This window comes from uncultured Sneathiella sp., assembly GCF_963973085.1.
Taxonomy (GTDB): domain Bacteria; phylum Pseudomonadota; class Alphaproteobacteria; order Sneathiellales; family Sneathiellaceae; genus Sneathiella.
Genome location: NZ_CAXAXA010000003.1, coordinates 134,148 through 158,052, shown reverse-complemented (window position 1 = coordinate 158,052; position 23,905 = coordinate 134,148). Strand labels below are relative to the sequence as shown.

Annotated in this window: 21 protein-coding genes and 1 tRNA gene; 12 read left to right on the top strand and 10 right to left on the bottom strand. The window is 57.2% G+C overall.

The window, feature by feature from the left end; genetic code table 11:
* Positions 1-22: 22 nt before the first annotated feature.
* The 5 genes from ihfB to aroA form a co-directional block, all read right to left on the bottom strand.
* Positions 23-307 carry an integration host factor subunit beta gene (ihfB, locus tag AACZ19_RS08695; RefSeq protein WP_293960421.1) on the bottom strand — a complete coding sequence of 95 codons (285 nt, stop codon included), beginning with the start codon at positions 305-307 and terminating at the stop codon, positions 23-25.
* Between the two features lie 58 nt (positions 308-365).
* Positions 366-1,274 carry a signal peptide peptidase SppA gene (gene sppA, locus AACZ19_RS08690; protein WP_339633003.1) on the bottom strand — a complete coding sequence of 303 codons (909 nt, stop codon included), beginning with the start codon at positions 1,272-1,274 and terminating at the stop codon, positions 366-368.
* Positions 1,275-1,330: 56 nt separating this feature from the next.
* Positions 1,331-3,070 carry a 30S ribosomal protein S1 gene (rpsA, locus tag AACZ19_RS08685; protein WP_339633001.1) on the bottom strand — a complete coding sequence of 580 codons (1,740 nt, stop codon included), beginning with the start codon at positions 3,068-3,070 and terminating at the stop codon, positions 1,331-1,333.
* Positions 3,071-3,215: 145 nt separating this feature from the next.
* On the bottom strand, positions 3,216-3,833 hold the full coding sequence (cmk, locus tag AACZ19_RS08680) for a (d)CMP kinase (protein ID WP_339632999.1): 618 nt from the start codon (positions 3,831-3,833) through the stop codon (positions 3,216-3,218).
* A complete protein-coding gene (aroA, locus tag AACZ19_RS08675; protein ID WP_339632997.1) occupies positions 3,830-5,182 on the bottom strand; it encodes a 3-phosphoshikimate 1-carboxyvinyltransferase in 1,353 nt (450 codons plus the stop codon). The genes cmk and aroA overlap by 4 nt, the downstream gene beginning before the upstream one ends.
* Before the next feature lie 200 nt (positions 5,183-5,382).
* Here aroA and AACZ19_RS08670 point away from each other — a divergent pair, with 200 nt between their 5' ends.
* Positions 5,383-5,724, top strand: a complete 342-nt coding sequence (locus AACZ19_RS08670) for an FYDLN acid domain-containing protein (RefSeq protein ID WP_339632996.1) — start codon at positions 5,383-5,385, stop codon at positions 5,722-5,724.
* An 84-nt stretch (positions 5,725-5,808) separates the two neighbouring features.
* Positions 5,809-5,884: transfer RNA gene (locus AACZ19_RS08665), tRNA-Ala, on the top strand.
* A gap of 83 nt (positions 5,885-5,967) precedes the next feature.
* Here AACZ19_RS08665 and AACZ19_RS08660 read toward each other — a convergent pair.
* Together AACZ19_RS08660 and AACZ19_RS08655 are read right to left on the bottom strand one after the other, a co-directional pair.
* Positions 5,968-7,047, bottom strand: a complete 1,080-nt coding sequence (locus AACZ19_RS08660) for a nitronate monooxygenase (protein ID WP_339632995.1) — start codon at positions 7,045-7,047, stop codon at positions 5,968-5,970.
* A gap of 71 nt (positions 7,048-7,118) precedes the next feature.
* On the bottom strand, positions 7,119-7,838 hold the full coding sequence (locus AACZ19_RS08655) for a helix-turn-helix domain-containing protein (RefSeq protein ID WP_339632994.1): 720 nt from the start codon (positions 7,836-7,838) through the stop codon (positions 7,119-7,121).
* Between the two features lie 128 nt (positions 7,839-7,966).
* On the opposite strand from AACZ19_RS08655, the gene AACZ19_RS08650 reads away from it, so the two are divergent.
* From AACZ19_RS08650 to AACZ19_RS08640, 3 genes are all read left to right on the top strand, one after another.
* Positions 7,967-8,836 carry a TauD/TfdA family dioxygenase gene (locus tag AACZ19_RS08650; RefSeq protein ID WP_339632993.1) on the top strand — a complete coding sequence of 290 codons (870 nt, stop codon included), beginning with the start codon at positions 7,967-7,969 and terminating at the stop codon, positions 8,834-8,836.
* Positions 8,837-9,088: 252 nt separating this feature from the next.
* Positions 9,089-9,643, top strand: a complete 555-nt coding sequence (locus AACZ19_RS08645) for a TMEM165/GDT1 family protein (RefSeq protein WP_339632992.1) — start codon at positions 9,089-9,091, stop codon at positions 9,641-9,643.
* Positions 9,644-9,951: 308 nt separating this feature from the next.
* Positions 9,952-11,322: a DEAD/DEAH box helicase gene (locus AACZ19_RS08640; RefSeq protein ID WP_339632991.1), complete on the top strand. Its 1,371-nt coding sequence runs from the start codon at positions 9,952-9,954 to the stop codon at positions 11,320-11,322.
* A gap of 23 nt (positions 11,323-11,345) precedes the next feature.
* Here AACZ19_RS08640 and AACZ19_RS08635 read toward each other — a convergent pair whose 3' ends face one another.
* Both AACZ19_RS08635 and AACZ19_RS08630 read right to left on the bottom strand, forming a co-directional pair.
* The gene (locus AACZ19_RS08635) at positions 11,346-11,996 is read right to left on the bottom strand and encodes a hypothetical protein (RefSeq protein WP_339632990.1); all 651 of its coding nucleotides are present in this window, start codon (positions 11,994-11,996) and stop codon (positions 11,346-11,348) included.
* 137 nt (positions 11,997-12,133) lie between these two features.
* Positions 12,134-13,051 carry a DMT family transporter gene (locus AACZ19_RS08630; RefSeq protein ID WP_339632989.1) on the bottom strand — a complete coding sequence of 306 codons (918 nt, stop codon included), beginning with the start codon at positions 13,049-13,051 and terminating at the stop codon, positions 12,134-12,136.
* Positions 13,052-13,246: 195 nt separating this feature from the next.
* On the opposite strand from AACZ19_RS08630, the gene AACZ19_RS08625 reads away from it, so the two are divergent.
* The gene (locus tag AACZ19_RS08625; RefSeq protein ID WP_339633727.1) at positions 13,247-13,573 is read left to right on the top strand and encodes a TraR/DksA C4-type zinc finger protein; all 327 of its coding nucleotides are present in this window, start codon (positions 13,247-13,249) and stop codon (positions 13,571-13,573) included.
* Between the two features lie 56 nt (positions 13,574-13,629).
* Here the strand turns inward: AACZ19_RS08625 and AACZ19_RS08620 are convergent, their stop codons facing one another.
* On the bottom strand, positions 13,630-14,613 hold the full coding sequence (locus tag AACZ19_RS08620) for a zinc ABC transporter substrate-binding protein (protein ID WP_339632988.1): 984 nt from the start codon (positions 14,611-14,613) through the stop codon (positions 13,630-13,632).
* 87 nt (positions 14,614-14,700) lie between these two features.
* Here AACZ19_RS08620 and AACZ19_RS08615 point away from each other — a divergent pair, with 87 nt between their 5' ends.
* The 6 genes from AACZ19_RS08615 (at position 14,701) to AACZ19_RS08590 (ending at position 23,840) form a co-directional block, all read left to right on the top strand.
* On the top strand, positions 14,701-15,165 hold the full coding sequence (locus AACZ19_RS08615; protein ID WP_339632987.1) for a Fur family transcriptional regulator: 465 nt from the start codon (positions 14,701-14,703) through the stop codon (positions 15,163-15,165).
* Positions 15,113-15,964 (top strand): ATP-binding cassette domain-containing protein, encoded by an 852-nt coding sequence (locus AACZ19_RS08610; protein ID WP_339632986.1) that lies wholly within the window; start codon positions 15,113-15,115, stop codon positions 15,962-15,964. The genes AACZ19_RS08615 and AACZ19_RS08610 overlap by 53 nt, the downstream gene beginning before the upstream one ends.
* A complete protein-coding gene (locus AACZ19_RS08605) occupies positions 15,961-16,758 on the top strand; it encodes an iron chelate uptake ABC transporter family permease subunit (protein ID WP_339632985.1) in 798 nt (265 codons plus the stop codon). The genes AACZ19_RS08610 and AACZ19_RS08605 overlap by 4 nt, the downstream gene beginning before the upstream one ends.
* A gap of 103 nt (positions 16,759-16,861) precedes the next feature.
* Positions 16,862-18,550, top strand: a complete 1,689-nt coding sequence (locus tag AACZ19_RS08600) for a thiamine pyrophosphate-binding protein (RefSeq protein ID WP_339632984.1) — start codon at positions 16,862-16,864, stop codon at positions 18,548-18,550.
* A 25-nt stretch (positions 18,551-18,575) separates the two neighbouring features.
* The gene (locus AACZ19_RS08595) at positions 18,576-19,211 is read left to right on the top strand and encodes a glutathione S-transferase family protein (protein ID WP_339632983.1); all 636 of its coding nucleotides are present in this window, start codon (positions 18,576-18,578) and stop codon (positions 19,209-19,211) included.
* A gap of 120 nt (positions 19,212-19,331) precedes the next feature.
* Positions 19,332-23,840: a MupA/Atu3671 family FMN-dependent luciferase-like monooxygenase gene (locus tag AACZ19_RS08590; protein WP_339632982.1), complete on the top strand. Its 4,509-nt coding sequence runs from the start codon at positions 19,332-19,334 to the stop codon at positions 23,838-23,840.
* Positions 23,841-23,905 lie beyond the last annotated feature (65 nt).

Genomic DNA, 23,905 nt, shown 5'->3' with positions numbered 1-23,905 from the left:
TCCGGAAAAATGGCGACCTTTATTACCCCTCGGCGTTGAGCCGGTCGCGCAGGTCTTTTCCGCATTTGAAATAAGGCACATATTTCTTTTCCACCTGCACGGCTTCCCCGGTGCGGGGATTGCGGCCGACACGCGCCGCCCGTTCCTTGGTGGAAAAGGCCCCGAATCCGCGCAGTTCGACCCGATCGCCGCGTGCGAGAGCATCGGATATTTCGTCAAAAATCGTGGTGACAATACGTTCCACATCGCGCTGGTATAAATGGGGATTATTTTCCGCGATGATCGTTATGAGTTCAGATTTTATCATTCGACACTCCCCGCCCCTGTAAATTCTTTTCTTTGATTTATTTAAGATACTTTCCCAACTATCCGTCAGGTTGCCAAAGGGAGAGCAGTCCGTCAAGTGTAAGTCGTTCAGATAAAACGCTTTTCCCCATCATTTCCCCTAAAAGCCGCGCGATCAGAGGTTTTGGCTCGCTATAATCGATGGTCCGAAGGGGCAGGCTGGACGGAATCTGCCGGACTGATTCCAGCCAGCCTTGCGCTTCCGTGATGCCGCCGATCTCGTCAATCAGGCCATTATCGACCGCCACAAGGCCAATGACGACCCGCCCGTCAGCAAGTCTGCGAACTTCATTTTCATCCAGCGGACGGCGGTCGGTTACAATGCCGACGAACCAGTTATAGGTGGCGGTGACCATCTCCTGCAGATTTTCCCGCCCGGCTTGTGAAATCGGCTTGAAGGGCGACGGCTCGCCTTTCAGCGCGCCGGAGGTGATCGCCGTCGCGCTGACGCCGACCTTTTTCATGAGCTCGGAAATCTCGGTCAGCTGCACAATCACGCCGATGGAACCGACGATGGAGGATTCGCCCGCAAAAATGCGGTCTCCGGCCAGTGCCGTCATATAGCCGCCCGACGCGCCGACAGTACCGATCACGGTGACAACGGGCTTCGTTTCGGCAACGCGGCGGAGCGCCTTGTAAAGCCGCTCGCTGCCATAGGTGGAGCCGCCGGGGCTGTTGATATAGACGATCAGCGCCTTGGCGGAGGCATCCTGGATAACCCGGTCAAGGGCCTCCTGCCGGCGGTCATTCTCGACGATGATTTCTGTGATATCGAGGCGGGCCACATGATCCGTGACCTCGTCCTCTGTCATCTCGCTAAAAATCCAGACGCCGACAATGATCAGCAACAGGATTGCCAGAAGGCGCCAAAGCGTCAGGCGCCGCTTTAAACGGCGCCTGACTTTGTAATCTTCGCTATCGGCGGACATTTTCAATCACCCGACGAAAACAGATATGACCGATAGCGACAGTAGTCATGAACGGATTACCCGTCTTTCTTGTCATCGGCAGATGCGTCGTCATCCTCGTTGGCCTTGCGCATGGCCGCGCCAAGGATGTCACCAAGCGAGGCACCGGCATCGGAAGAACCATACTGGGCAACTGCCTGTTTCTCTTCCGCCACTTCGCGGGCCTTGATTGACAGTGTGACCTTGCGGGTCTTGTTGTCAATCGCCGTGATCTTGGCGTCGATCTTGTCACCAACGGCGAACCGGTCCGGGCGCTGTTCGGCGCGATCGCGGCTCAGCTCACCCTTACGGATAAAGCCGACAACACCTTCGCTGATCTCGACGTCGAGGCCGGCATCCTGAATCTTGGACACCGTGCAGGTAACGACGGCGCCCTTCTTCATTTCTGCCGCCCCGGCAAACGGATCTTCCGCAAGCTGCTTGATCCCGAGGCTGACGCGTTCCTTCTCGACATCGATGTCGAGAACCTTGGCTTTGACCGTATCGCCCTTCTTGTATTCCTGAATGGCTTGCTCGCCCGGCTGGGTCCAGTCGATATCCGACATATGGACCATGCCGTCGACATCGTTTTCAAGGCCGACGAACAGACCAAACTCGGTGATGTTCTTGACGATGCCTTCAATCTCGGTGCCGACAGGGGTTGTCTGGGCGAAGCTGTCCCATGGGTTATCCATGCACTGCTTCAGGCCAAGGCTGATCCGGCGGCGGGCCTGATCGACCTCAAGAACCATGACTTCCACTTCCTGGGAGGTGGAGACGATCTTGCCCGGATGCACGTTTTTCTTGGTCCAGCTCATCTCGGAGACATGAACGAGACCTTCGACACCGGCTTCCAGTTCAACAAACGCACCGTAATCGGTGATGTTGGTGACGCGACCCGTGAATTTGGCGCCGACCGGATATTTGGCTTCCAGGGCTTCCCAAGGATCTTCCTCAAGCTGTTTCATGCCAAGGCTGATGCGCTGGGTTTCCTTGTTCAGGCGGATAACCTGGACCTTGACTGTTTCGCCAATGGTCAGGGCTTCCGACGGATGGTTGACCCGGCGCCATGCGATATCGGTCACATGGAGCAGGCCATCGACACCACCCAGATCGACGAACGCGCCGTAATCGGTGATGTTCTTGACGACGCCTTCCAGTGTCTGGCCTTCTTCCAGCGTACCGATCAGCTCGGAACGGGCTTCGGCGCGGCTTTCTTCCAGAACAGCACGGCGGGACACAACGATGTTGCCGCGGCGACGGTCCATTTTCAGGATCTGGAAAGGTTGCGGAATACCGCGCAGCGGGCCGATGTCACGGACCGGGCGGACATCCACCTGGCTGCCGGGCAGGAAGGCGACGGCGCCGGAAAGATCGACCGTAAAGCCGCCTTTCACGCGACCGAAGATAATGCCTTCGACCCGCTCGTTCTTGTCGAACGCAACTTCGAGTTTTTCCCACGCTTCCTCGCGGCGCGCCTTGTCCCGGGAGAGGACGGCTTCACCGGCGGAGTTTTCGATGCGTTCCAGAAAGACCTCGACGGTATCGCCGATGCTGAGTTCGGCGTCCTGTCCGGGCGCAGCGAATTCCTTGAGCGGAATGCGGCCTTCGGACTTCAGTCCGACATCAATGATCGCAAGATCATTCTCGATATTGATGACGGTTCCCTTGATAACGGTGCCTTCAAGGCTGTCGCTGGCACCATAGGATTCGTCGAGAAGCGCCGCAAAATCTTCAATTGCGGGCATGCCTTCTTCGGCAGTAGCTGTATCTGTCATATTTGATTTCCTAGCAATCCTGATATCAGGCCAAACCGGTTCTCCGGCGGATTGATGGCCTCAGGCTTCTCCAAAAAAGGTACGCACGCGAGAGAAGCACTATTTTCAATGTTCCGGCGTGGTCGGAACGGTTCATTTTCAATGTCTAGGCGGCGTCGATAATCTTGCAAGCCGCGTTAACAGCCGCCTCTATATCCAATTTTGATGTATCAAGCAAGTGGGCATCGTCAGCTTTTTTAAGCGGGGCCGCGCCCCGGCCGGTGTCGCGGGCATCGCGCGCCAGCAGATCGTCAAGCACAGCGTCGAAGTTCGTCTTGACGCCTTTGGCGGTCAGCTCCTCAAACCGGCGGCGGGCACGTATCTCGGCGCTGGCGGTCACGAACAGCTTCACATCGGCATCGGGGCAGACGACTGTCCCGACATCCCGGCCGTCCAACACCGCACCTTTCTCCCGTTTTGCGAAATCCCGCTGATACTGAAGGAGCTCGGCGCGGACGCCTTCATTGGCGGCGACGACGGAGGCGGCCTCGCCGGTTTTCTCGTCCCGAAGGGCGGGGTCGTCCAGCGCGATTTCCCCGACATGACGGGCGGCATTCATGGCGGCGGCGGTATCTGCGGGGTTTTGTCCGGCGCGTAACAGATTAAGGCCAACGGCGCGATAAAGCGCGCCGGTATCAAGATAATCGAGCTTATATATATCAGCGATTCGCCGTGCCAGCGTGCCTTTTCCGGCGGCGACCGGTCCGTCGACGGCGATAATCATGAGGCGTCTTCCTCGCGGATATCTCCGCCAAGGCCGCGCAACAGATTGGCAAATCCGGGAAAGCTTGTCTCCATCACCCGACCATCGTCTACCGTAACAGGGTTCTTTGCGGCCAGACCCATGACAAGGAAGGACATGGCAATGCGGTGATCGAGATGGGTCTCGATCTTTCCGCCGCCGGCGGGCGGTGTGCCGTTGCCGTCGATGATCAATCCGTCGTCCAGTTCCTCCAGTGCGACGCCGCAGGCTTTCAGGCCCGCCGCCATCGCGGCGATACGATCCGATTCCTTGACGCGGAGCTCATGCAGTCCACGCATAACCGTCTTGCCGGTCGCGAAGGCCGCGGCAACAAACAGCACGGGAAACTCATCAATCATGGTCGGCGCGCGCTCCGGCGGCACCGTTATTCCCGTGAGGGCGCTGCCGCGCACGTGAAGATCGCCGACGGGTTCCCCGGCCTGATCGCGTTTATTGCTGATCTCGATATCCGCGCCCATTTCCTTCAGCGTGATGAAGAGCCCGTCGCGGAGCGGGTTCAGCCCGACATTGGTAATGGTCACGTCGGATTCGGGCAGGATCGCCGCCGCAACCACCAGAAAGGCCGCCGAAGAAGGATCGCCCGGCACGATGATATCGGCGGCATTCAGTTCCTGCTGGCCCTGATACTCGATAACGCGGCCGCCAGTATCAAGGTGCGTCACCGTGACGGACGCGCCGAAATGCCGGAGCATGTTTTCCGTATGGTCGCGGGTTGGTTTCGGCTCGGTTATCCGGGTGATGCCCGGGGTATCGAGGGCGGCGAGCAAGATTGCAGATTTCACCTGGGCCGAGGCAACGGGGAGTTCATAGTCGATGGGCATCAGCTCCCGCCCGGTCACTGCCAGCGGGAATCGCCCGCCGGACCGACTGGTAATCTGCGCGCCCATTTCTTCAAGCGGAGTTCTTACCCGTCCCATGGGGCGTTTGTGCAGGCTGGCATCACCGGCGAAGAAGGTCGTGAACGGGCAGGCCGCCACCAACCCCATCAGCAGTCGCGCGGCCGTTCCGGAGTTCCCCATGTCGAGCACCCGTTCCGGTTCGGCAAGCGCACCAATACCGTTGCCGGTGACCTGCCAACTGCCGTCATCCCCTTTAACGACGGTCGCGCCCAGCTGACGCATCGCGGCGGCAGTACAGAGCACATCCTCCCCCTCCAGCAAGCCGTTGATCGACGTTGTGCCAGCGGCGAGCGCGCCGAAGATAAGGGCGCGGTGAGAAATCGACTTGTCGCCGGGCACAGTGATCGTGCCGGTCAACGGCCCGGAGGCACGCGCCGTTACCGGAATGGAGGATGAGGAATGAGAGGTCATGGATCTCTGGCCAGAATTTGCTACAGGGGCTTGAAAAACCTGTCGGTTTTAGCAAGGTTTTTTCCCGATGTCACATAAAGCTGCGGCCAAATGAAAGAAACTTTTGACAGCGAACAGTTATTCTGGCAATTCACCCACTCTTAATGTGCTTTGGGGCGCCGATTTAGCCGACATGGCGCCAACACAAGGATGAGGTGACAATGGCAAAACCGGAATGGGGCGAAAAGCATCGTTGTAGTGCTTGCGGAAAGCCTTTTTACGATATGAAGAAGAAGCCGATTATCTGTCCGGCCTGCGGGGAAGAAAACACGCCAGAGCGATTGTTGAAGCCGCGCCGGTCCGCCGGTCCATCGGAAGCCGCGAAAAAAGCCGCTGCCGCCGCCGCGAAGAAGAAGGCGGATGAACTGGCCGATAAAGACGACGATGATACGGATGACGACGATCTCGTCGATCCGGATACAGTCGACCTTCCCGATGATGACGATGACGATGATGATCTTTCCGGTGTTGTGATCAAGCCGAAATCGGACGACGAAAGCTGATTTTAGCCCGGCGTCACTTTTGACTTGAATCTGAAAGGGCTTCGGCATAATTTCCGAACCCGCGGCGGGCATACCCGCCACTATGGGGCCATAGCTCAGTTGGGAGAGCGCTTGAATGGCATTCAAGAGGTCGACGGTTCGATCCCGTTTGGCTCCACCATTATTCAAAAAGCTCAGCCGGAAACGGCTGGGCTTTTTTTGTTAAAGATTGAAGAGGGCCCGTTTTGGGAAGGTCGCGAAAGACTATTGACCTGCCAGCAACTTCAATCGTTGCATCGCTTCTGAGGCGAGGTTGCGGGTGAGCTCCCCGGCGTCCGTATCCCGGCCGAGTGCGGCGGCCTGACCCGACCAAAGCGAGGTGAAATCCCCTGAGCCGCCCTTTTCCGCCGTCGCTTTCAAAGGAGCGAGCGCGGCACCTGCCGTCGGGAAAGGCGGAACATTATCCGAGATCGGCCCGACTTCGCGGGTTGCCCGGTTGATGATGCCGCGCGCAGGTTTTCCCGAGAAAACGTTGGTCAGCACTGTCTGGTCGTCCTGGGCGTGATGCAGGGCGGCGCGATGGACATCCGAAATCAGGGATTGCGGCGTAAAAAGAAAGGCTGTGCCGATCTGCACGCCGTCGGCGCCGAGCGCAAAGGCCGCGGCGATGCCTCTGCCGTCGGCAATGCCGCCTGCCGCGATGACGGGAATTTTTACGGCGTCAACGACTTGCGGTAAAAGCGCCATGGTGCCTGCTTGCGCGGTCACGTCCTTGGTCAGGAACATACCGCGGTGCCCGCCCGCTTCATATCCTTGCGCGATAATGGCGTCACAGCCGTTCGCTTCCAGCCAGCGGGCCTCGGTCACCGTCGTTGCGCTGGAAATGACCCGCACACCTGCGGCCTTGACCCGTGCGAGAAGGGCGGCGTCCGGCAGACCGAAATGAAAGCTGGCCACAGCTGGTTTGATATCCTCGACCAGCGTGCACATGCCGTCATCAAAGGCACGACGAATGGGGGCGGAGGCGACATCGGCCGGATCAAGCCCGAATTCCGAATAATATGGCGCAAGCCGCTCCGCCCAGGCAGCCTCCTGCTCCGGCGTCGGAGCAACGGCAGTATGGCAGAAAAAATTCATACCGAACGGTTTTGCCGTTTGCTGCTGAATGATGCCGGCTTCGGCGCGCATCTGGTCTTCGTTTAACATGGCGCAGGGAAGAAAGCCGAGGCCGCCCGCCTCGCTTACCGCAATTGCCATGGCGGATCCGTTGGCGCCGGCCATGGGCGCCTGGATTATCGGCAGTTCGATTTGGAGCAGATCAAGCAGTTTTCGACTAGGCCACACAGCAAACCCTCCCGATAGTTTAGGACCTTGACCAAATTGTACGAAAATTTGCCGATTTGCAAGAAAGTGCGTTATTTCCCACCTGTCAGCCTGTTTTTTGTTTCGGGCGAGACCGGGGCGATGACGGCGGCGCTGGCCATGTCGATCAGGTTTTCGACCGCCCGGTCAAAGTTGAACATGCCGGTTTCCTTCAGTTTGCGGGAGCGTACGGCCTCGATATCCGCGACGGCGAAGATGAGCATCGATCTTATGGTTGCGATCCTTGTCATGCGCAATTCGGCGGGAATATCGTCAAGCTGACCCAGCAATAGCTCGTTCATCCGCTTGATACCGCGGTCGGCCTTGCCGGCGATGATATCATCAAAGCTGACGGTCGGGCTGCGGTGCACCTCCAGCAGGAACCGGTTGTAGTAGCTGGGCTGGACGGATTCCTCAATCGGGCGGACGAACGGGATAACCGCAGTCTCCAGAATGCCGCGGATGTCGTTGCCGCGGTTCTGTGCCAGCAATTCGTCGATCATCCTGTTGCGATGGGCATCGATTTTGGTAACCCGCCACATGAGGATGGCCTCGACCAACGCCTCGCGGGAGCCGAAATGATAATGCATGGCGGAGGAGTTGCGCTGGTCCGCGCCTTTCAGGATTTGCTGAAGCGTCACCCCGTCGATGCCGTGGATCGCAAATAACCGCTCCGCTGCGGTGACAATCCTGAGCTTCGTTCCCTCAAGCGGATGCGAATGAACGTCCGGATGCTCAACGGTCAGCTGTTCGAGGGTAGTGCTGTTTGTCATAAAGGCTGCTTCCCGAAATACAATTATATCTCCTCCTATATTATCGCCTTGACAAATTAATCACAAGCAATTAATCAATATCAATTAATTGGAATCGATTAAAGCATAAAAAGAATAAGGAGAGGGAAATGGTGATGTTGAATGTCGTGGCGGACAAGCTGCATTTTGAGCCGATGACGGTGCGTCTGGGCGCGGTTGTCTCGGGCGTGGATTTGCGCGAATCCCTCGATCAGGACGTTATCGACCAGCTCTCCGATGCGCTTGTTAGATACAAGGTTCTGTTCTTTCGTGATCAGGATATTACGCGCGAACAGCACCTCGCCTTCGGCAGACGGTTTGGCGATCTTGAAGTGCATCCCCTCACCCAACATAAGGAAGGGTTCAAGACGCAGGATATCGCTCCGCAAATCATGGTCGTGGAAAGCACGGCAAAAACACCGATCACGGCGGATGAATGGCATAGCGATGTCACCTGGCGGAGAGATCCGTCGCTCGGGTCCATCCTGAGATGCATCATTTCACCGAAGGTTGGCGGCGATACGTTATGGGCGGATATGGAAGCGGCGTATGAGGGCCTTGATGACGCGACCAAGGAAGAGATTGAAGGCCTGACCGCCATGCATGACTGGAAACCTTTCCGTCAGGCAATGTATGCCAAACCGGGCACCGAGGAGCTGGTGAAGGAGCTGAAGGCAAAATACCCGCCATCGGAGCATCCTATCGTCCGCACCCATCCCGTTTCGGGCCGCAAGGCGATCTATGTGAACAACCCGTTCACGACGAATATCACGGGCAAGACCCGGCAGGAAAGCATGGAGCTTCTGACAAAGCTCTATCGGACCGCCTCGACACCGGATTATCAGGTGCGCTTCCGCTGGGAACCCGGCTCTATTGCCTTCTGGGACAATCGGAGCACCCAGCATTATGCAGTCGGGGATTTCTTTCCGGAACATCGCCTGCTGGAGCGGGTGACGGTTGCCGGCGACCGCCCCTTTTGAGAAGTGCGGCTCTTCATCGGTCGCGTATTCGCGTGGACAAGGCGCCTTCTGATCTGTAATGTGCCAGCGTCATGGGGGAGTAGTCTGCTCAATTTCAAAGAGTGACCCTGTCAACATACTCGGGCCCTCAAGGCCTGTGGCAGGGTTGCGGAGCGTTTCGGCGCGCCGTCGACAAGACCCAAGACAAACAGCGGTCCCATCTGCGGGAGGCCGGTGTTTGTTCTTGGTTGATTGTCCCGCTTGAAAGTCCTTATGGAAGCGTTTCTTACCTCTACCTTCACCGTCGCACTTGCCGAGATTGGGGATAAAACCCAACTTTTGTCGCTGTTCCTGATTGCCCGGTTCAACAAACCATGGAGCATCATCGCCGGCATATTTGTCGCGACCCTTGTTAATCATGCGGTGTCGGCAGGGGCAGGGGTCTGGCTTGGCCAGTTCCTTGAAAGCGAGATGGGGCAGTGGCTTATCGCCGGAAGCTTTATAGTGTTCGGGCTCTGGCTCCTCATTCCCGACAAGGACGAGGAACCGACGTCGCGCTATGATGGCTATGGTGCCTTCATGGTATCCACAGTGCTCTTCTTTCTGGCGGAAATCGGCGATAAAACACAGATCGCGACGGTCTTGCTGGGCGCGCATTTTACCGCGATCGTGCCAGTCACCTTAGGGACAACGCTCGGGATGCTGCTCGCAAATGTGCCGGTCGTCCTGCTCGGCGCGGCGCTGATGAAGCATATTCCGCTTAAAATCGGCCGTGTTGTCGCCGCTGCGGCGTTCGTTCTGACCGGCTTGCTTGCGCTTCTGGTTTAGCTGGTGGGGACAGTATATCGAGATATTAAAGCAACATATGTCCATCTTCTTGGCGACACGGTGCCGCGAATTCGCTTGCTATCGGGGGATATGTGTGGTCTACGGCAGATACAAATGCGTTGCGCGTAAGTGACAGAGTGTTATTGCAACATGTTTGGGAGCAGCTATTACACAGATCGTTGCTGAATAAATCGTACAGTTTGTACATAAAATTATTGCAGCCGATTTACGCTAATCTGCCATAGAATTTAAATCGTCCCCGTGACATGGATTGTCACCGTGCGGACGTGATTACAGAAAGACTCTTCTTGAAAAATTTTGATAACTTCGGCCTTGCCGACGTAATTCTTCGCGGCATTTCCGCAGAAGGTTACACCACCCCGACCCCAATTCAGTGCGAAGTCATTCCGGCCATTATGGCCCGCAAGGATGTTCTTGGCATCGCCCAGACGGGCACCGGGAAAACAGCGGCCTTCGTTCTGCCGCTGCTTCAGGCGCATAATGCCGCAAAGGCGCGGCCACAACCCAAATCCTGCCGGACCCTGATCCTGACCCCGACGCGGGAGCTTGCCTCCCAGATTGCGGCGAACGTACGTGCCTACGGCCAGTTCACGCCGGTTTCCGTCGTCGAAATCGTCGGTGGCGTCAAGGCGGGACCGCAAATTCGTGCCCTCAACAAAGGCGCGGATATCGTCGTCGCAACGCCCGGACGGCTTGAAGACCATGTGCAGACCGGCGCATTAAAGCTTGATCAGGTGACTTCTGTTGTGCTGGATGAAGCCGACCAGATGCTGGATCTTGGTTTTGCCCCCTCCATTCGGCGGATCATCTCTAAGCTGCCGAAAAACCGGCAGACGATCCTCCTCTCGGCCACCATGCCCAAGCAAATTCATAAACTCGCGCAGGATTTCCTGACCGACCCGGTCGAAATCTCGGTGACACCGGCTTCCAGGCCCATCGAGCGGATCGAGCAATCGGTCCTCGCGGTTGAAGTGATTGCCAAGCGGGATGCGCTGGTATCCTATCTCTCATCCAACGATATTGAACGCGCGATTGTCTTTGCCCGCACCAAGCGCGGTGCCGACAAGGTGACGAAATTTCTTGGCGCATCCGGGCTTGCGGCGAATGCAATCCATGGGAACAAGAGCCAGAGCCAGCGTGAACGCGCCCTTGGTGCTTTCCGGGACGGCAGCATGAAAATCCTGGTGGCGACCGATATCGCCGCGCGCGGGATCGATGTTGATGATGTCAGCCATGTCATCAATTATGACCTGCCCGAAGTAGCGGAGGTGTATGTGCATCGCATCGGGCGTACTGCCCGCGCCGGAAAGAGCGGCATTGCCCTTACCTTGTGCACACCGCCGGAAATCGGGCTTTTGAAAGCGATCGAAAAACTCACCGGAAACAAGATCGCGACGGAAGACCGGACAGAGGACGGCCTGGCCAACGCGGTTCCGGCGGCGCCCGAGCGCCGATCCAACGCACCCCGGCCTAACAATAACAAAAGGCGGAACGGGCGGCCGCAATCAGCGCAAAAATCAGCGGGAAATCGGCCCTCGTCGCAAAACCAGCGAAAATCGGGCAAACCCGGCGCGAAACCTCGCTCCGACATGCCGACATCCGGCCTGAACCGGATGCTTAACAAATCCGGCAAGCAACAGGCGGCACGGTCACTCTAGCGAATACAGGGGCGGTCCCGGACTCAGATTCCGGGCCGCTCCCGCGTGATCCTGAAGTTAATCTTGTTGCCATCGCTATCAAAACCGTTCCCCTTGGATCCCTTCCCAGAGGCTAAGGTCTGCAGGTTGCCCTTGGCCCTGGTGCCGTCCGTGCAGGTTACTTCCCAATCTCCCTGCCCGCTCTCATCGTAGCGGAAGATTGCATCGCATTTCTTGCCGCCGATCAAAGAGGCGGATTTGACATGTCCGGTTCGGCCGACCTCTTTGACTTTCACCGGAAAAACCTTTCGCGTCGGCAGAAGACCCTCCCATGCGAGGTCAAGATAGTATTGTAACTCAGCCCCTTTACTTGTTTCCCCGTTGTAAACCGCATTCAAAACCGCTTTCGCCTTGTCGCAATGTTTAAGACCGGTAACGGTGTCATAAGCGAAGAGATTACGATTATAGTCATATCCTCTATTGAAGCTGTCAGACCATTTGAAACGCTCTCTGATCGCATGGATGACTTCAATGTCCGCGCCGCTTCCATTATAGGTCCGGCAGATGTCACTGTAAGTCACATACCAGCCAATGACATAGGCGTTGTTCAGATCTACATCGGAAATATCCACCGGCTTGTCATTGCTCGCGCAGCCTGCAAGCAGAAATATCCAGATAATCGAAAAATATCTCATTCTGTTCCCTCAATAAGTGTTCTTCCTTAAATAGATCAATCATGTCTTTTGTCGCAACCTTTAGTTTTGACTGGATGCGTTTCAGACATGATTTTTGAACTGAATCCGGGAGTTTGCAGAGATAGGGCGGTCGCTCGCTATAGCGGAGGGGGTTCCCCGCCCGGCGCCGGCTTTTGCCGAAGCAGCCCGAGGATGCGGCCGTCAATGAGGGCGAGGCCGGCAAAGATAACGGCCGTGCCGATCAGGGCGAAGGGATGGACCGTCTCCCCCAAGACGCCGACGCCGAGGACCAGGGCGGTCACCGGGATGAGGAACGTCACCAGCAGCAGATTGACCGCCCCTGCCAGCACCAGAACGCGGAAATACAGAATATAGGCAAGCGCCGTTCCGGCGAGGGCGAGGCACAGCATCGCCCCGATGCTGATCAAAGAGGGCGTTGCGCTGAACGGGTCCTCTACCACAAGCACGACGGGAAGCATGACAAGGCTGGAGCAGGCGAGCATGCCGAAGGCGTTGACCAATGCCGAGCTGCGGCCCAGCCGCTTGCCCCATATACCGGCAAAGCCATAGGAAAGCGCGGCCCCGAGAATGGCAAGCTGGCCGAGGCTCTGAAGGCTGATACCATCCACCAGTGTTGGCTGCATCATAATGAAGACGCCACAATAGCCGAGAAGAATTCCGAAAAGTTTATGCCGTTTGAGCTTTTCATCGCCGGTGAGAAAATGGGCGAGAATGGCCGCAAACAGGGGCGTTGTCGCATTCAGGATCGAGGCGACGCTTCCCGTGATATGTGTTTGTCCCCAGGTAATCAGACTGAAAGGGATAATATTGTTCAGCAGGCCCATCACCAGAAAGGTCGACCAGATCGCCGCGTCGCGGGGAATTGCCTCCCCTTTTATGAGCAGATAGGCCAGCAACGCCAATGCAGCGATGGAGACCCGCAGAAAGACAATCGTGAAAGGAGTGAAGTCAACGAGCGCCAGCTCGATAAAGAAAAAGGTCCCGCCCCAGAGAAACGATAAGGCGATCAACAATCCCCAGGTTCGTAACGACATCCTTAATCCTTATCACCAGTGTGCTCTAAAGGAGTATATTGTCATCTAAGGGCGCGGGAAACTATCCGTATTCTGACATGGAACTCTGGAATCCCTTTTTTGCGGGAAGGCTTGGATTGATTCATATCAATGCTATTATCTTTGTTAAGAGTAATCTAGGTGACAAAAGTTTGTACAGGAGGATGGTCCGTGGATATGAAAGCCGCCGAAAAACAATTACAGGATATGCTGGCTGAAGGGGAACAGCGGTTAAAGGACATAGAGCAACGTCTTCGCGGGAGCCATAGTGCGTCTTTCAGCGAGCAGGCAGTCGAGCGCGAAGGCGATGAGGTTGATGAAAGGCTCGAAGAAAGCGTGACCCGTGAAATTGCCCTGATCCGGTTCGCCCTTGAGCGAATTTCCAGCGGGGAGTATCAGACCTGTTCTTCCTGTGGTGAAGAGATCAACGAGGCCCGGCTGGAGGCACTGCCCTATACGACCATCTGCATCAACTGCGCGGAAAAGGGCAGCGCGTCAGCCTGACAACCGCTTAGGCTGTTTTCAGGCGCTCGACCCCCGCCAGAGAAAAGGAAAAACGGTCAGTTACCCAGGCAGTCCGCGAGATTGTGCGCCAATCTGGTCAGTAAATTGAAATACAGATCTTCTCCGGGTTCCATATCCGCCCCCAGCGGGTCGAGGGTTCCGAATTTTATATCCATCCCTTCCGCCGCTGTCTGGACCAGCCGGTCATCGAACTGCGGTTCGCGGAAAATGCAGCGAGCCTTCGTTTCCTCCAGTTTTGCCCGGATGTCCTTAAGCTTTTTTGCCGAGGCGGGCACCTCCGGATCCAGCGTCAGGGAACCAACTGCCATCAGGTCATAGCGACGCTCGAAATAGGGGTAGGCGTCGTGAAGCACGACATAGGGCTGGCCCTGAACCGGTGTGAGCTTTTCCTTCAGATTTGCATCCAGTTCCTTGAGCCGGGCTGTCATCGTTTCGGCGTTGCTCCTGTATATGTCGCGGTTTTCAGGATAAAGTTCGGCAAGTTCCTCGGCGACGGCAAGGACAATACTCTTTGCGATTTCCGGATCCAGCCAGATATGAAGATTGTCTTCTTCCAGCCCATGCTCTGCCCCCTCTCCATGATTATGTGCATCACTATGTTTATGCTCATGCTCATCGTCGTACGCGTGTTTGTGGCCATGATCGTGATCATGCTCATCCCATGCGCCGCCCTCGCGCCGTTCCAGCAGCTCAATACCGGAGAGGCGGGCGAACGGCACCTTGTGAACATCATCAGGCAGGGAGTCGAGCGCGGTTTTCAGAAAGCTCTCCATCGTCTTATCGATATAAAAAACAACCTTGGCTTCCTGCAGAGATTTCACCTGAGAAGGCTTGAGAGAAAAGCCGTGAAGGGACTGTGCGCCCTCGATCAGCAAGGTCGCCTCTCCCGTATCTCCCATCACCCCCTGAACCAGGGAATGCAGGGGTTTGATCGTCACCACAACATTCTGCTCGGACGCGGCGGATGCGGTGCCGGTGATCAGGAGAGAAAATATCAGGCTTATAAAAATTCTGGTCATGGGCTATATTTCGACTTTTCGGTTGCGAAGACGTGCAATGTTATATTATAACATAACCATGTCAATTGCCCTTTTGGAATTTTTTTGATGCATAATTGCACGACCCATAATGACTGCATTGCCGATGCCCTTGAACGAGCGGAGGAAATCTGTACAGAGCGGGATTTGCGTTTCACGGATGTGCGGCGCAAGGTGCTGGAGCTGGTCTGGCAAAGCCATGGGCCAATCAAGGCCTATGATATTCTCGACAGGCTGGATCAGCGGATTGCCGCGATCAAGCCGCCGACGGTTTATCGCGCGCTGGATTTCCTCACCGAAAACGGGCTTGTCCATAAGATCAGCAGCCTCAATGCCTTTGTCGGCTGCAGCCATCCGCTCAAGCATCGCGAATGCTATTTCCTGATCTGTTCCGATTGCGGGGAGGCGAAGGAATGCTGTAACCCCGATATTACGGACGTTATTTCGAAAACCAGCGAGCGGAACGAATTCCTCACGGATCATGTCACCCTTGAAATCACCGGCGAATGCGGTGATTGCCGCAGGACGCATTAAGTCGATGGGCGAGTTACTCTCGGCCCGCGGGGTCAGCGTATACCGTGACGGGAATACCATCCTTGAGGATGTCTCGCTCAGCATTGGCGAGAAGGATTTCATCACTATCATCGGCCCGAACGGCGCGGGCAAGTCCATGCTGCTCAAATGCATGATGGGATTTTACGCACCCTCCAAGGGGGAGGTGTTCCGCCGGGACGGCCTGAAAATCGGCTATGTGCCGCAGCGGCTGGTGGCGGACCATACGGTGCCGATCCGGGTGCGGCGTTTCCTCACGCTCCGCAAAAAGGCCACGAAAGCGGCGCTGGCAAGTGTCGCCGGGGAAACGGCAATAGAGGACATTCTCGATAAACCGCTTCATGTCCTCTCAGGAGGAGAGCTGCAACGGGTCCTGCTGGCGCGGGCGCTGCTGGATGATCCGGACCTTCTGGTGCTGGACGAGCCGGCGCAGAATCTCGATGTGACCGGGCAACTCGCCTTTTACAAACTTATCGAGCAAATCTACGCCGAGAGAGATGTCAGTATCCTGATGGTGTCCCACGATCTTCATCTGGTGATGTCAAGCACGCGGGAGGTTGTCTGCCTTTATCACCATATCTGCTGCTCCGGCGAGCCGCATATGGTGACGCGGGACCCGGAATTTATCAGCCTGTTCGGCAATGACATGGCGCGATTGATGGCGGTTTATAATCACAGCCACGATCATGACCACGACCACGGGCATGATCATGCACATGACCATAGCGGAATACCTGGTCACGACCATAGCCATTCCCATGATGAAGAGGCGGCGCGATGATGGATGATTTTATCCTGCGGGCGCTGGCCGCAGGGATCGGCGTTGCGCTGATTGCCGGGCCGCTCGGCTGTTTCGTGGTCTGGCGGCGGATGGCCTATTTCGGTGATTCGCTGGCCCACAGCGCGCTTCTCGGCATTGCGCTCGGCCTGCTGTACGGTCTCAATATAAATCTCTCGACGGTCATCATCTGCGCCGTTTTCGCACTTTTACTAGTCTGGTTGCAGCAACGGCGGGTGCTGGCGACTGACACATTGCTCGGCATTCTTGCCCATGCGGCGCTGTCCATCGGCATGGTGGCGCTCAGTTTCCTGAACAATGTCAGCTTCGATCTCTACAGCTATTTGTTCGGCGATATCCTCACGGTCCGGATGATCGACCTTTACTGGATTTATGGCGGGGGGTTGCTGGTAATCGGACTTTTGTCGTTCAACTGGTCCTCCCTCACCCTGATGACATTGCATGAAGACCTGGCCCGGGCGGAAGGGGTAAATACGGTCTGGGCCAACATCCTCCTCATGCTGCTGATGACCATTGTCGTGGCGGTCTCCATCCGTATTGTCGGCATTCTGCTGATAACCTCGATGCTGATCATTCCGGCGGCGACGGCGCGGCAGCTTGTCACCTCGCCCGAGAGCATGGCAATCTGGGCGGCGGTCCTCGGTCTGATCGCGGTTGTCGCCGGGATATCGGGCTCCGTCGAGTTTGATACGCCCTCCGGTCCCAGCATCGTAACCGCCGCCGCTATCATGTTTGCCCTGTTGTCGTTGTTAGGGGCGCTAAAACGGCGCAGCTAAGTCAGGCGGTCATAAAACGACAGTAAAATCTTGCGATTAGCTTGCCTGTGCGATTTAGTAGGATCATATAATGATCCAACGAAAATAATCCGAAGGGAAGACAATGGCGGAAACGCTTAGAACCAGGGCAGGCGGACAGATACTGGCGGATCAGCTGGCAATACAGGGGGTAGACACGGTTTTCTGTGTTCCCGGTGAAAGCTATCTCGCGGTCATCGACGGGCTTTACAGCTACGCGAACAGTATTCGCATGATCAACACGCGGCATGAAGGCGGCGCCTCCAACATGGCGGAAGCCTATGGCAAGCTGACGGGCCGCCCGGGCATCTGCATGGTGACGCGCGGGCCCGGCGCGACAAATGCGTCCATTGGCCTGCACACCGCGTTTCAGGACAGCACACCAATGATCCTGTTTGTCGGACAGGTCGGGCGGGATGCGCTGGACCGCGAAGCCTTTCAGGAGATCGACTATCGCCGGATGTTCGGTGAAATGGCCAAATGGGTGGCCGAGATCGACGACGTGCGCCGGATTCCCGAATATGTCAGCCGCGCCTTTCACACCGCGCTTTCCGGCCGCCCGGGTCCGGTCGTGCTGGCGCTGCCTGAGGATATGCTGACCGATATGGCGGACATTGCCGATATCGCCCATCCGGCAATTGCGCCGAGCATCGCCCCCGCCGCGGCGGACATGATGGCGCTGGAGGCGCAGTTGGCGGTGGCGGAACGCCCGTTCATGATTGTCGGCGGCTCTACATGGAGCCAGGATGCGGTGAACGATATTCAGGCCTTCGCTGAAAGCCACGGCATTTCGGTCGGGGCCTCGCTCCGGTCGCAGGACTGCTTCGATAACCGTCATCCCAACTATGCCGGGGATGTCGGGATCGCCCTCAATCCCAAGCTCGCGAAGCGGATCAAGGAAAGCGATTTGCTGATGGTTGTCGGACCGCGCCTCGGGGAGATGACGACGCAGGGCTACACATTGGTGGATGTTCCGAACCCGTCGATGACGCTGGTGCATGTCCATCCTGGCGTTTCCGAGCTGGGCCGCGTCTATCTTCCGGATATTGCGATCAATGCCCGTATGCCGGAGTTTGCCGCCGCGGCCCGCGCCATGGCGCCAGGGGGCGTGAAGGCACGCGAAGGCTGGGTTATGAACGCCCGTGCCGACTATCTGGAGCGGATCAAGCCGACAGAGGTGCCGGGCCCGGTCAACCTTGGAAAGATTGTCGCCTGGCTGAACGACACCCTGCCCGAGGATGCGATTATCACCGCCGGGGCGGGCAATTACGCTGTCTGGGCCCATCGTTTCTTCCAGCATAAGAAATACCGCACCCAGCTTGCGCCCACCAGCGGCGCCATGGGCTACAGCGTCCCGGCGGCGATCAGTGCCAAGCTGACAGAACCGAACCGAACGGTAGTCAGTTTCAACGGCGATGGTTGTTTCATGATGCTGGGGCAGGAACTGGCGACGGCCATGCAGTTTAATGCAAATGTGATCTTCATCATTGTGAATAACGGCATGCTCGGTACTATCCGTATGCATCAGGAGAGGGAATATCCAACTCGGGTTCATGCAACAGGGCTTTCCAATCCGGATTTTGCTGCGCTAGCCCGGGCATACGGGGCCTTCGGGGAAAAAGTGGAGAGAACGGAAGATTTCGCGGACGTATTTGCCGCCGCGCAAGCCTGCGGGACCGCGGCAGTGATCGAGCTGGTGGTCGATGCGGAGGCGCTAACGCCGGAACAGAGTCTATCCGGTATGCGGGCTCAGGGCGAGAAGGCAAAAGCCTGACCGTCGTCAAGAGGGAGGGGGGACAATGATTGAATTCTATACCTGGGGAACACCCAACGGCCGCAAGGTCTCAATTCTGCTGGAAGAGCTGGGTCTCGACTATCGTGTCCATCCCATCGATATTACGGCGGGTGACCAGAAATCACCGGAATTTGTCGAGATATCGCCAAATGGCCGGATTCCGGCGATTGTCGATACCGATACCGGAACACAGATGATGGAATCCGGCGCGATCATGCTGTATCTGTCGAAAAAGGCGGGCGGCAAGCTGGTCCCGACGGAGGAGAAAGCCTACTGGCAGATGATGGAATGGCTGATGTGGCAGATGGGTGGTCTCGGCCCCATGTGCGGTCAGGTCCATCATTTCGTGCGCTTCAATCAGGGCAAGGCGCCCTATGCCGAGGAGAGGTATCTTAACGAGGCAAAACGGCTTTACGGCGTGCTGGACGCCGCCCTTTCGGAGCGGGCATATGTCGCCGGTGACTACAGCATTGCCGACATTGCAATCTGGCCCTGGATTTCCCGGTTTGAGTGGCAGACAATTGATTTGGAACAATTTCCGAACATAAAGAGTTGGTATCATCGGATTGCGGATCGTCCCGCGGTGCAGAAGGGCTATCACATTCCGAAATATGTCTCGGATATTCCGCGCGCCGACTAACATTCTCTGCCAGAAGATTTTGAGCTCTCTTAAGGGTTATTAAACAGGTTATTTCTATGGTGCGTAAAAACAGACTATTTTAAGAAAAACAATAATGGCTGAAGGACCTATGTGTTTGTGATGAACGGGTTATTCGTTGGTGAGGGGACCCTCCTTGTTCAATGTGCCGAGGCGTTTCGGCGTGCAGGCGGTGAGATTACGGGTATTTTAAGCCATGAGCCGCGGGTTCGCGCCTGGGCCGAGGCTGAAAGCTTACCACTGTTCGACGCAGTGGATGATGAAAAGCTGAATGGCCTTGCCTTTGATTATCTTTTCAGCATCGTCAACCTGACCATCTTCCCGCAGCACCTGCCGGTCCAGCCTGCAAAGTTCGCCATCAACTTCTTCGACGGACCGTTACCGAAATATTGCGGGGTCAATGTCACTTCCTGGGCGCTGATGAACGGGGAGGCGGAGCACGCCGTTACCTGGCATGAAATGAAGGATACGCCGGATGCCGGCCGAATCCTGAAATCCCGCACTGTACCCGTTGCTGCAGATGAAACCTCCATGAGCCTGAACGCGAAATGCTATGAGGCCGGGCTCGCTTCCTTCACCGAACTGGTGCAGGAGCTAAAAAACAATTCCGTTCACCCGCAGGAGCAGGGAGCTGAGCGGAACCGCTATGATGCGGCGATGCGTCCTGAAAAACTCGGGGCGCTCGACCTCACGAAACCGGCTGCAGAGCTGGACCGGCTCGTCCGCGCGCTGGATTTCGGGGCCTATGCCAACCCGCTCGGCGCCGCGAAGCTGTGGACGGGCAAGGGGATATCCCTTGTCGGAACCCTCAAGATTGCAGAAGGCCCCGCCAGTGCCACAGCGGGACAGGTTGTCGCTATTGATAACGAAACTGTCCGGATTGCGGCGCAGGATCATGATGTCATACTGGGCGCGTTTCGTTGTCTGGCGGGAGAGCCCCGGCACCCCAATGCACTTGGCCTTCAGGCCGGAACGACAATTCCGGCGCTTGCCGATATTTCCGATGATCTTCTGGATGCCGCAGCGGGCGCGGAACTTTACTGGCAGGAGGCGCTCGCGGGCGCCATGCCGCCGCAATCACCCTATCCGTCCAACCGGGATATGGCCTCCGGTGCTGTCACGGCGCCTGTGTCCGTTACCCAGCCCATCGACACGGACGAGGCAACAGCGGCATTTCTGGTCTGGCATTCCCTCCTCATGGGAGCGAAGACGGTGTCTTGCGGAACGGATATCGCAGGGAAAGCGCATCCGCTGATCTCCGATAGCCAGCTTGCAACCCTGTCCGTGAACGGGGATGACAGTGTTCGCAAAACCATTGATAGCTATAAAAAAATCAAAGCCGAAGGAGAGGTCGCGGGGCCGAGAAGTATCGATCTTGTTGCCCGGATTCCGGATTTGGCCGTTCGGGATTCGGCTCTGCGTGCCCTTGCAGTTGCCGTAACGGCGAAGGACGGCAGTGATCAGGAGCTTTTGCAGGATCGTAATCTGGTGCTTGCCGTGGGCTCATCGCCCCGTCTGATTGCGCGCACCGGACTGTATGCCCGGGATGTGCTGACGGCAATGGGGCGTGATATCGCCTTTTTCCTGAATGCCTTTGCGGCAAATAAAGAGATGGCGCTTAAAGCCCTGCCGCTCACCGATCCGGGTGAAAAGCAGGTCGGTATGGATCATATGGGCGTCGCCTATCCGCGCGACAAACGCATTCATGAGGTCATTCGCGAACAGGCCCAAAAAACACCGGAGGCGATTGCCCTCAAGGCCGATGGAGATGTGCTGACATATGCGGAACTTGACCGGCGCACGGATGCCCTCGCCGCGGCTCTCATTGAGCGGGGCGCGGCGCGCGGAAGTGTTGTCGGGCTCTGCCTGGAACGCTCGACAGAACTGGTGGTTTCCCTGCTGGCCATCCTGAAGACGGGGGCCGCCTATCTGCCGCTTGATCCGTCCTATCCGGCGGAACGAGTCGCCTTCATGATCGAGGACAGCAATACGCCGATTATCGTCGCGAGCCAGACGACGGAGTTCAAGTTCCGCCTCGACCCGAAAAAGATTGTTTATCCGGACGCCAAAGCCAATAAGGTAGCCCTTCCCGAGGGCGATCCTTCCGATCTTGCCTATCTGATGTACACGTCCGGCTCGACCGGTATTCCGAAGGGTGTCATGCTCACCCACCAGAATATCGTCAATTTCTTCACCGGGACCGATCTGACGGTCCCGCATGACGGTGAGGTGCGCCTGCTGGCGATCACCTCGGTGTCCTTCGATATCTCGGTACTGGAAATTTTCTGGACGCTGGCGCGCGGATTTACGGTTGTCCTGCAGACGGATGGTGTCTCCTCGACCGCAGTTCCGGGGTTCAGCCTGTTCTATTTTGCCTCCGAAGCGGCGGGCAGTGGCCCGGAAGCCTATCGCCTGTTGTTACAGGGGGCGAAATTCGCCGATGAAAACGGATTTGAGGCGGTCTGGACGCCGGAGCGGCATTTCCATGCCTTTGGTGGCCTGTACCCAAATCCGGCGGTCAGTTCCGCAGCGGTCGCCTCGATGACCAAGAATATCGATATCCGGGCGGGTTCCTGCGTTTTGCCGCTGCATCATCCCATCCGCGTGGCGGAGGATTGGGCGCTCGTCGATAATATCTCGGGCGGCCGCGCCGGTATTGCAATTGCCAGCGGCTGGCAACCGAATGACTTCGTGTTGCAGCCGGATAATTTCGACAACCGCAAGGATGTCATGCTGGACGGCATCGACATGCTGCGAAAACTGTGGCGGGGCGAAAGTGTCTCTTTCCCCAATCACAAGGGCGAGGAGATTGAGGTATCCACCCTACCGCGACCGGTGCGCGGGGACATTCCGCTCTGGCTGACGGCGGCGGGAAATCCGGAAACCTTCGCGGCCGCGGCGGAGAAGGGCTGCTATGTGCTGACCCATCTGCTGGGCCAGAAGTTCGAGGATGTGGCCGAGAAAATCCGCGCCTACCGCATGGCCTGGCGCGAAGCCGGGCATCCGGGCGCGGGCAAGGTCACGCTGATGCTGCATACCTTCGTCGGTGAGGATGAGGAACAGGTGCGTGAAGCAGTGCGTGAACCGATGAAGGGCTATCTTAAAAGCTCGGTCGATCTGTTGCGCCGCGCATCCTGGAGCTCGCCGACCTTCAAGCAAAAGGCCGATGCGACGGGCCTGACGCCGCAGGAAGTTTTTGAAAAACAGGAACTTACCGAAGAAGAGACCGAAGCCCTGCTTGATCACGCGTTCGAGCGGTACTACCAGACAAGCGGCCTGTTCGGCACTCCGGACAGCTGCCAGGAACTTGTGCGGGAAATCGCCCGCATGGGGGTTGATGAAATCGGCTGCCTGATCGATTTCGGCGTCGATACGGACCTTGTATTGCAGCACCTCACCTACATAAACGAACTTAAAAATAATCTGCTGGCCGAAGGCGGCGTTGCGCGTCAGGCTTCCGTTGCCGAGCAGATCGCCGAGCATGACATTACCCATTTCCAGTGCACGCCGTCGATGGCGTCCTTCCTGGTGGCGGAACAGGCAGGCCGGACGGCGCTTGGCAAGCTGGATGTCATGATGGTTGGCGGGGAGGGATTTCCGCCGGACCTTGCCCGGAACCTGCGCTCCCACCTCAAGGGAACGTTGCTCAATATGTATGGCACAACGGAAACGGCTGTCTGGTCCTCGGTTGCCAACCTTGAAACGGTCGGCGAGACCATCCCGCTTGGAGAGGCAATGGCCAACACGGTCTATTCCGTTCGCAATGAATATGGACAGGCGCTGCCGAGCGGCGTTGCAGGCGAACTCTGGATTGGCGGCGACGGGGTCGCGAAAGGCTACTGGAACCGCGAGGAACTGACGGCGCAGCGCTTCCTCGATACAAATGAAGGCCGGTTCTACCGGACCGGCGATCTGGTCCGGCATATGCCCGATGGGCGCCTCGAATTCCACGGCCGCATGGATAATCAGGTCAAGGTCCGCGGTCACCGGATCGAACTGGGCGAGATTGAAGCCAAACTCGGATCACTTGATGAGGTGAAGGACGCGGCAGTCACCGTGTTCGAGACCGGCGACAGCGATAAACGGCTGGTTGCCTTTGCCACCGCCGCGCCCGGACAACGGATCGATCCGCAGGAGGTTCGCAAAAAACTTGGCGCCATGCTGCCGGAATTCATGACACCGTCGCAGGTGATCGTGCTGGATGTGATGCCGCAGACGCCGAATGGCAAAATTGACCGCAAAGCCTTGCCCAAACCGCAGGCACAGGCCAGCGCCTCAACGGAAACCGCACAGAGTGACACCGAATCCGCCATCGCCAAGATATGGTGCGAGGCGCTGGGACTTGGCGAGGTCGGGGTGACGGATAATTTCTTTGACCTTGGCGGTCATTCCCTGTTGGTGGTTCAGGTTCAGCGCCGCCTGAAGGAGCTGTTCGACAAGGAAGTGGCGATTACGGACATGTTCCGCTTCTCGACCATTCAGGCGCTGGCGCGGCATCTTGATGGCGCCGGGACGGCGGAAGGCAAAACCACGGCAGCGATGCGCGGCGCTCAGCGGGCGGCGGCGCGACGGGCGCGGATGACCCAAAGAACAGGGACATCTGTACAATAGGACAGTTTTTTGGCAGGATAGAGTTCTGTCACCAGTAACAATACCGCCGGTTCGGGCGGGGATGA

What these genes read in the sequence shown, in the direction of transcription:
- ihfB (WP_293960421.1), bottom strand. Translation starts at nt 307, where the DNA reads ATGATAAAATCTGAACTCATAACGATCATCGCGGAAAATAATCCCCAT.
- sppA (WP_339633003.1), bottom strand. Translation starts at nt 1,274, where the DNA reads ATGTCCGCCGATAGCGAAGATTACAAAGTCAGGCGCCGTTTAAAGCGG.
- rpsA (WP_339633001.1), bottom strand. Translation starts at nt 3,070, where the DNA reads ATGACAGATACAGCTACTGCCGAAGAAGGCATGCCCGCAATTGAAGAT.
- cmk (WP_339632999.1), bottom strand. Translation starts at nt 3,833, where the DNA reads ATGATTATCGCCGTCGACGGACCGGTCGCCGCCGGAAAAGGCACGCTG.
- aroA (WP_339632997.1), bottom strand. Translation starts at nt 5,182, where the DNA reads ATGACCTCTCATTCCTCATCCTCCATTCCGGTAACGGCGCGTGCCTCC.
- AACZ19_RS08670 (WP_339632996.1), top strand. Translation starts at nt 5,383, where the DNA reads ATGGCAAAACCGGAATGGGGCGAAAAGCATCGTTGTAGTGCTTGCGGA.
- AACZ19_RS08655 (WP_339632994.1), bottom strand. Translation starts at nt 7,838, where the DNA reads ATGACAAACAGCACTACCCTCGAACAGCTGACCGTTGAGCATCCGGAC.
- AACZ19_RS08650 (WP_339632993.1), top strand. Translation starts at nt 7,967, where the DNA reads ATGGTGATGTTGAATGTCGTGGCGGACAAGCTGCATTTTGAGCCGATG.
- AACZ19_RS08645 (WP_339632992.1), top strand. Translation starts at nt 9,089, where the DNA reads ATGGAAGCGTTTCTTACCTCTACCTTCACCGTCGCACTTGCCGAGATT.
- AACZ19_RS08635 (WP_339632990.1), bottom strand. Translation starts at nt 11,996, where the DNA reads ATGAGATATTTTTCGATTATCTGGATATTTCTGCTTGCAGGCTGCGCG.
- AACZ19_RS08630 (WP_339632989.1), bottom strand. Translation starts at nt 13,051, where the DNA reads ATGTCGTTACGAACCTGGGGATTGTTGATCGCCTTATCGTTTCTCTGG.
- AACZ19_RS08625 (WP_339633727.1), top strand. Translation starts at nt 13,247, where the DNA reads ATGAAAGCCGCCGAAAAACAATTACAGGATATGCTGGCTGAAGGGGAA.
- AACZ19_RS08620 (WP_339632988.1), bottom strand. Translation starts at nt 14,613, where the DNA reads ATGACCAGAATTTTTATAAGCCTGATATTTTCTCTCCTGATCACCGGC.
- AACZ19_RS08615 (WP_339632987.1), top strand. Translation starts at nt 14,701, where the DNA reads ATGCATAATTGCACGACCCATAATGACTGCATTGCCGATGCCCTTGAA.
- AACZ19_RS08610 (WP_339632986.1), top strand. Translation starts at nt 15,113, where the DNA reads ATGTCACCCTTGAAATCACCGGCGAATGCGGTGATTGCCGCAGGACGC.
- AACZ19_RS08605 (WP_339632985.1), top strand. Translation starts at nt 15,961, where the DNA reads ATGATGGATGATTTTATCCTGCGGGCGCTGGCCGCAGGGATCGGCGTT.
- AACZ19_RS08600 (WP_339632984.1), top strand. Translation starts at nt 16,862, where the DNA reads ATGGCGGAAACGCTTAGAACCAGGGCAGGCGGACAGATACTGGCGGAT.
- AACZ19_RS08595 (WP_339632983.1), top strand. Translation starts at nt 18,576, where the DNA reads ATGATTGAATTCTATACCTGGGGAACACCCAACGGCCGCAAGGTCTCA.
- AACZ19_RS08590 (WP_339632982.1), top strand. Translation starts at nt 19,332, where the DNA reads ATGAACGGGTTATTCGTTGGTGAGGGGACCCTCCTTGTTCAATGTGCC.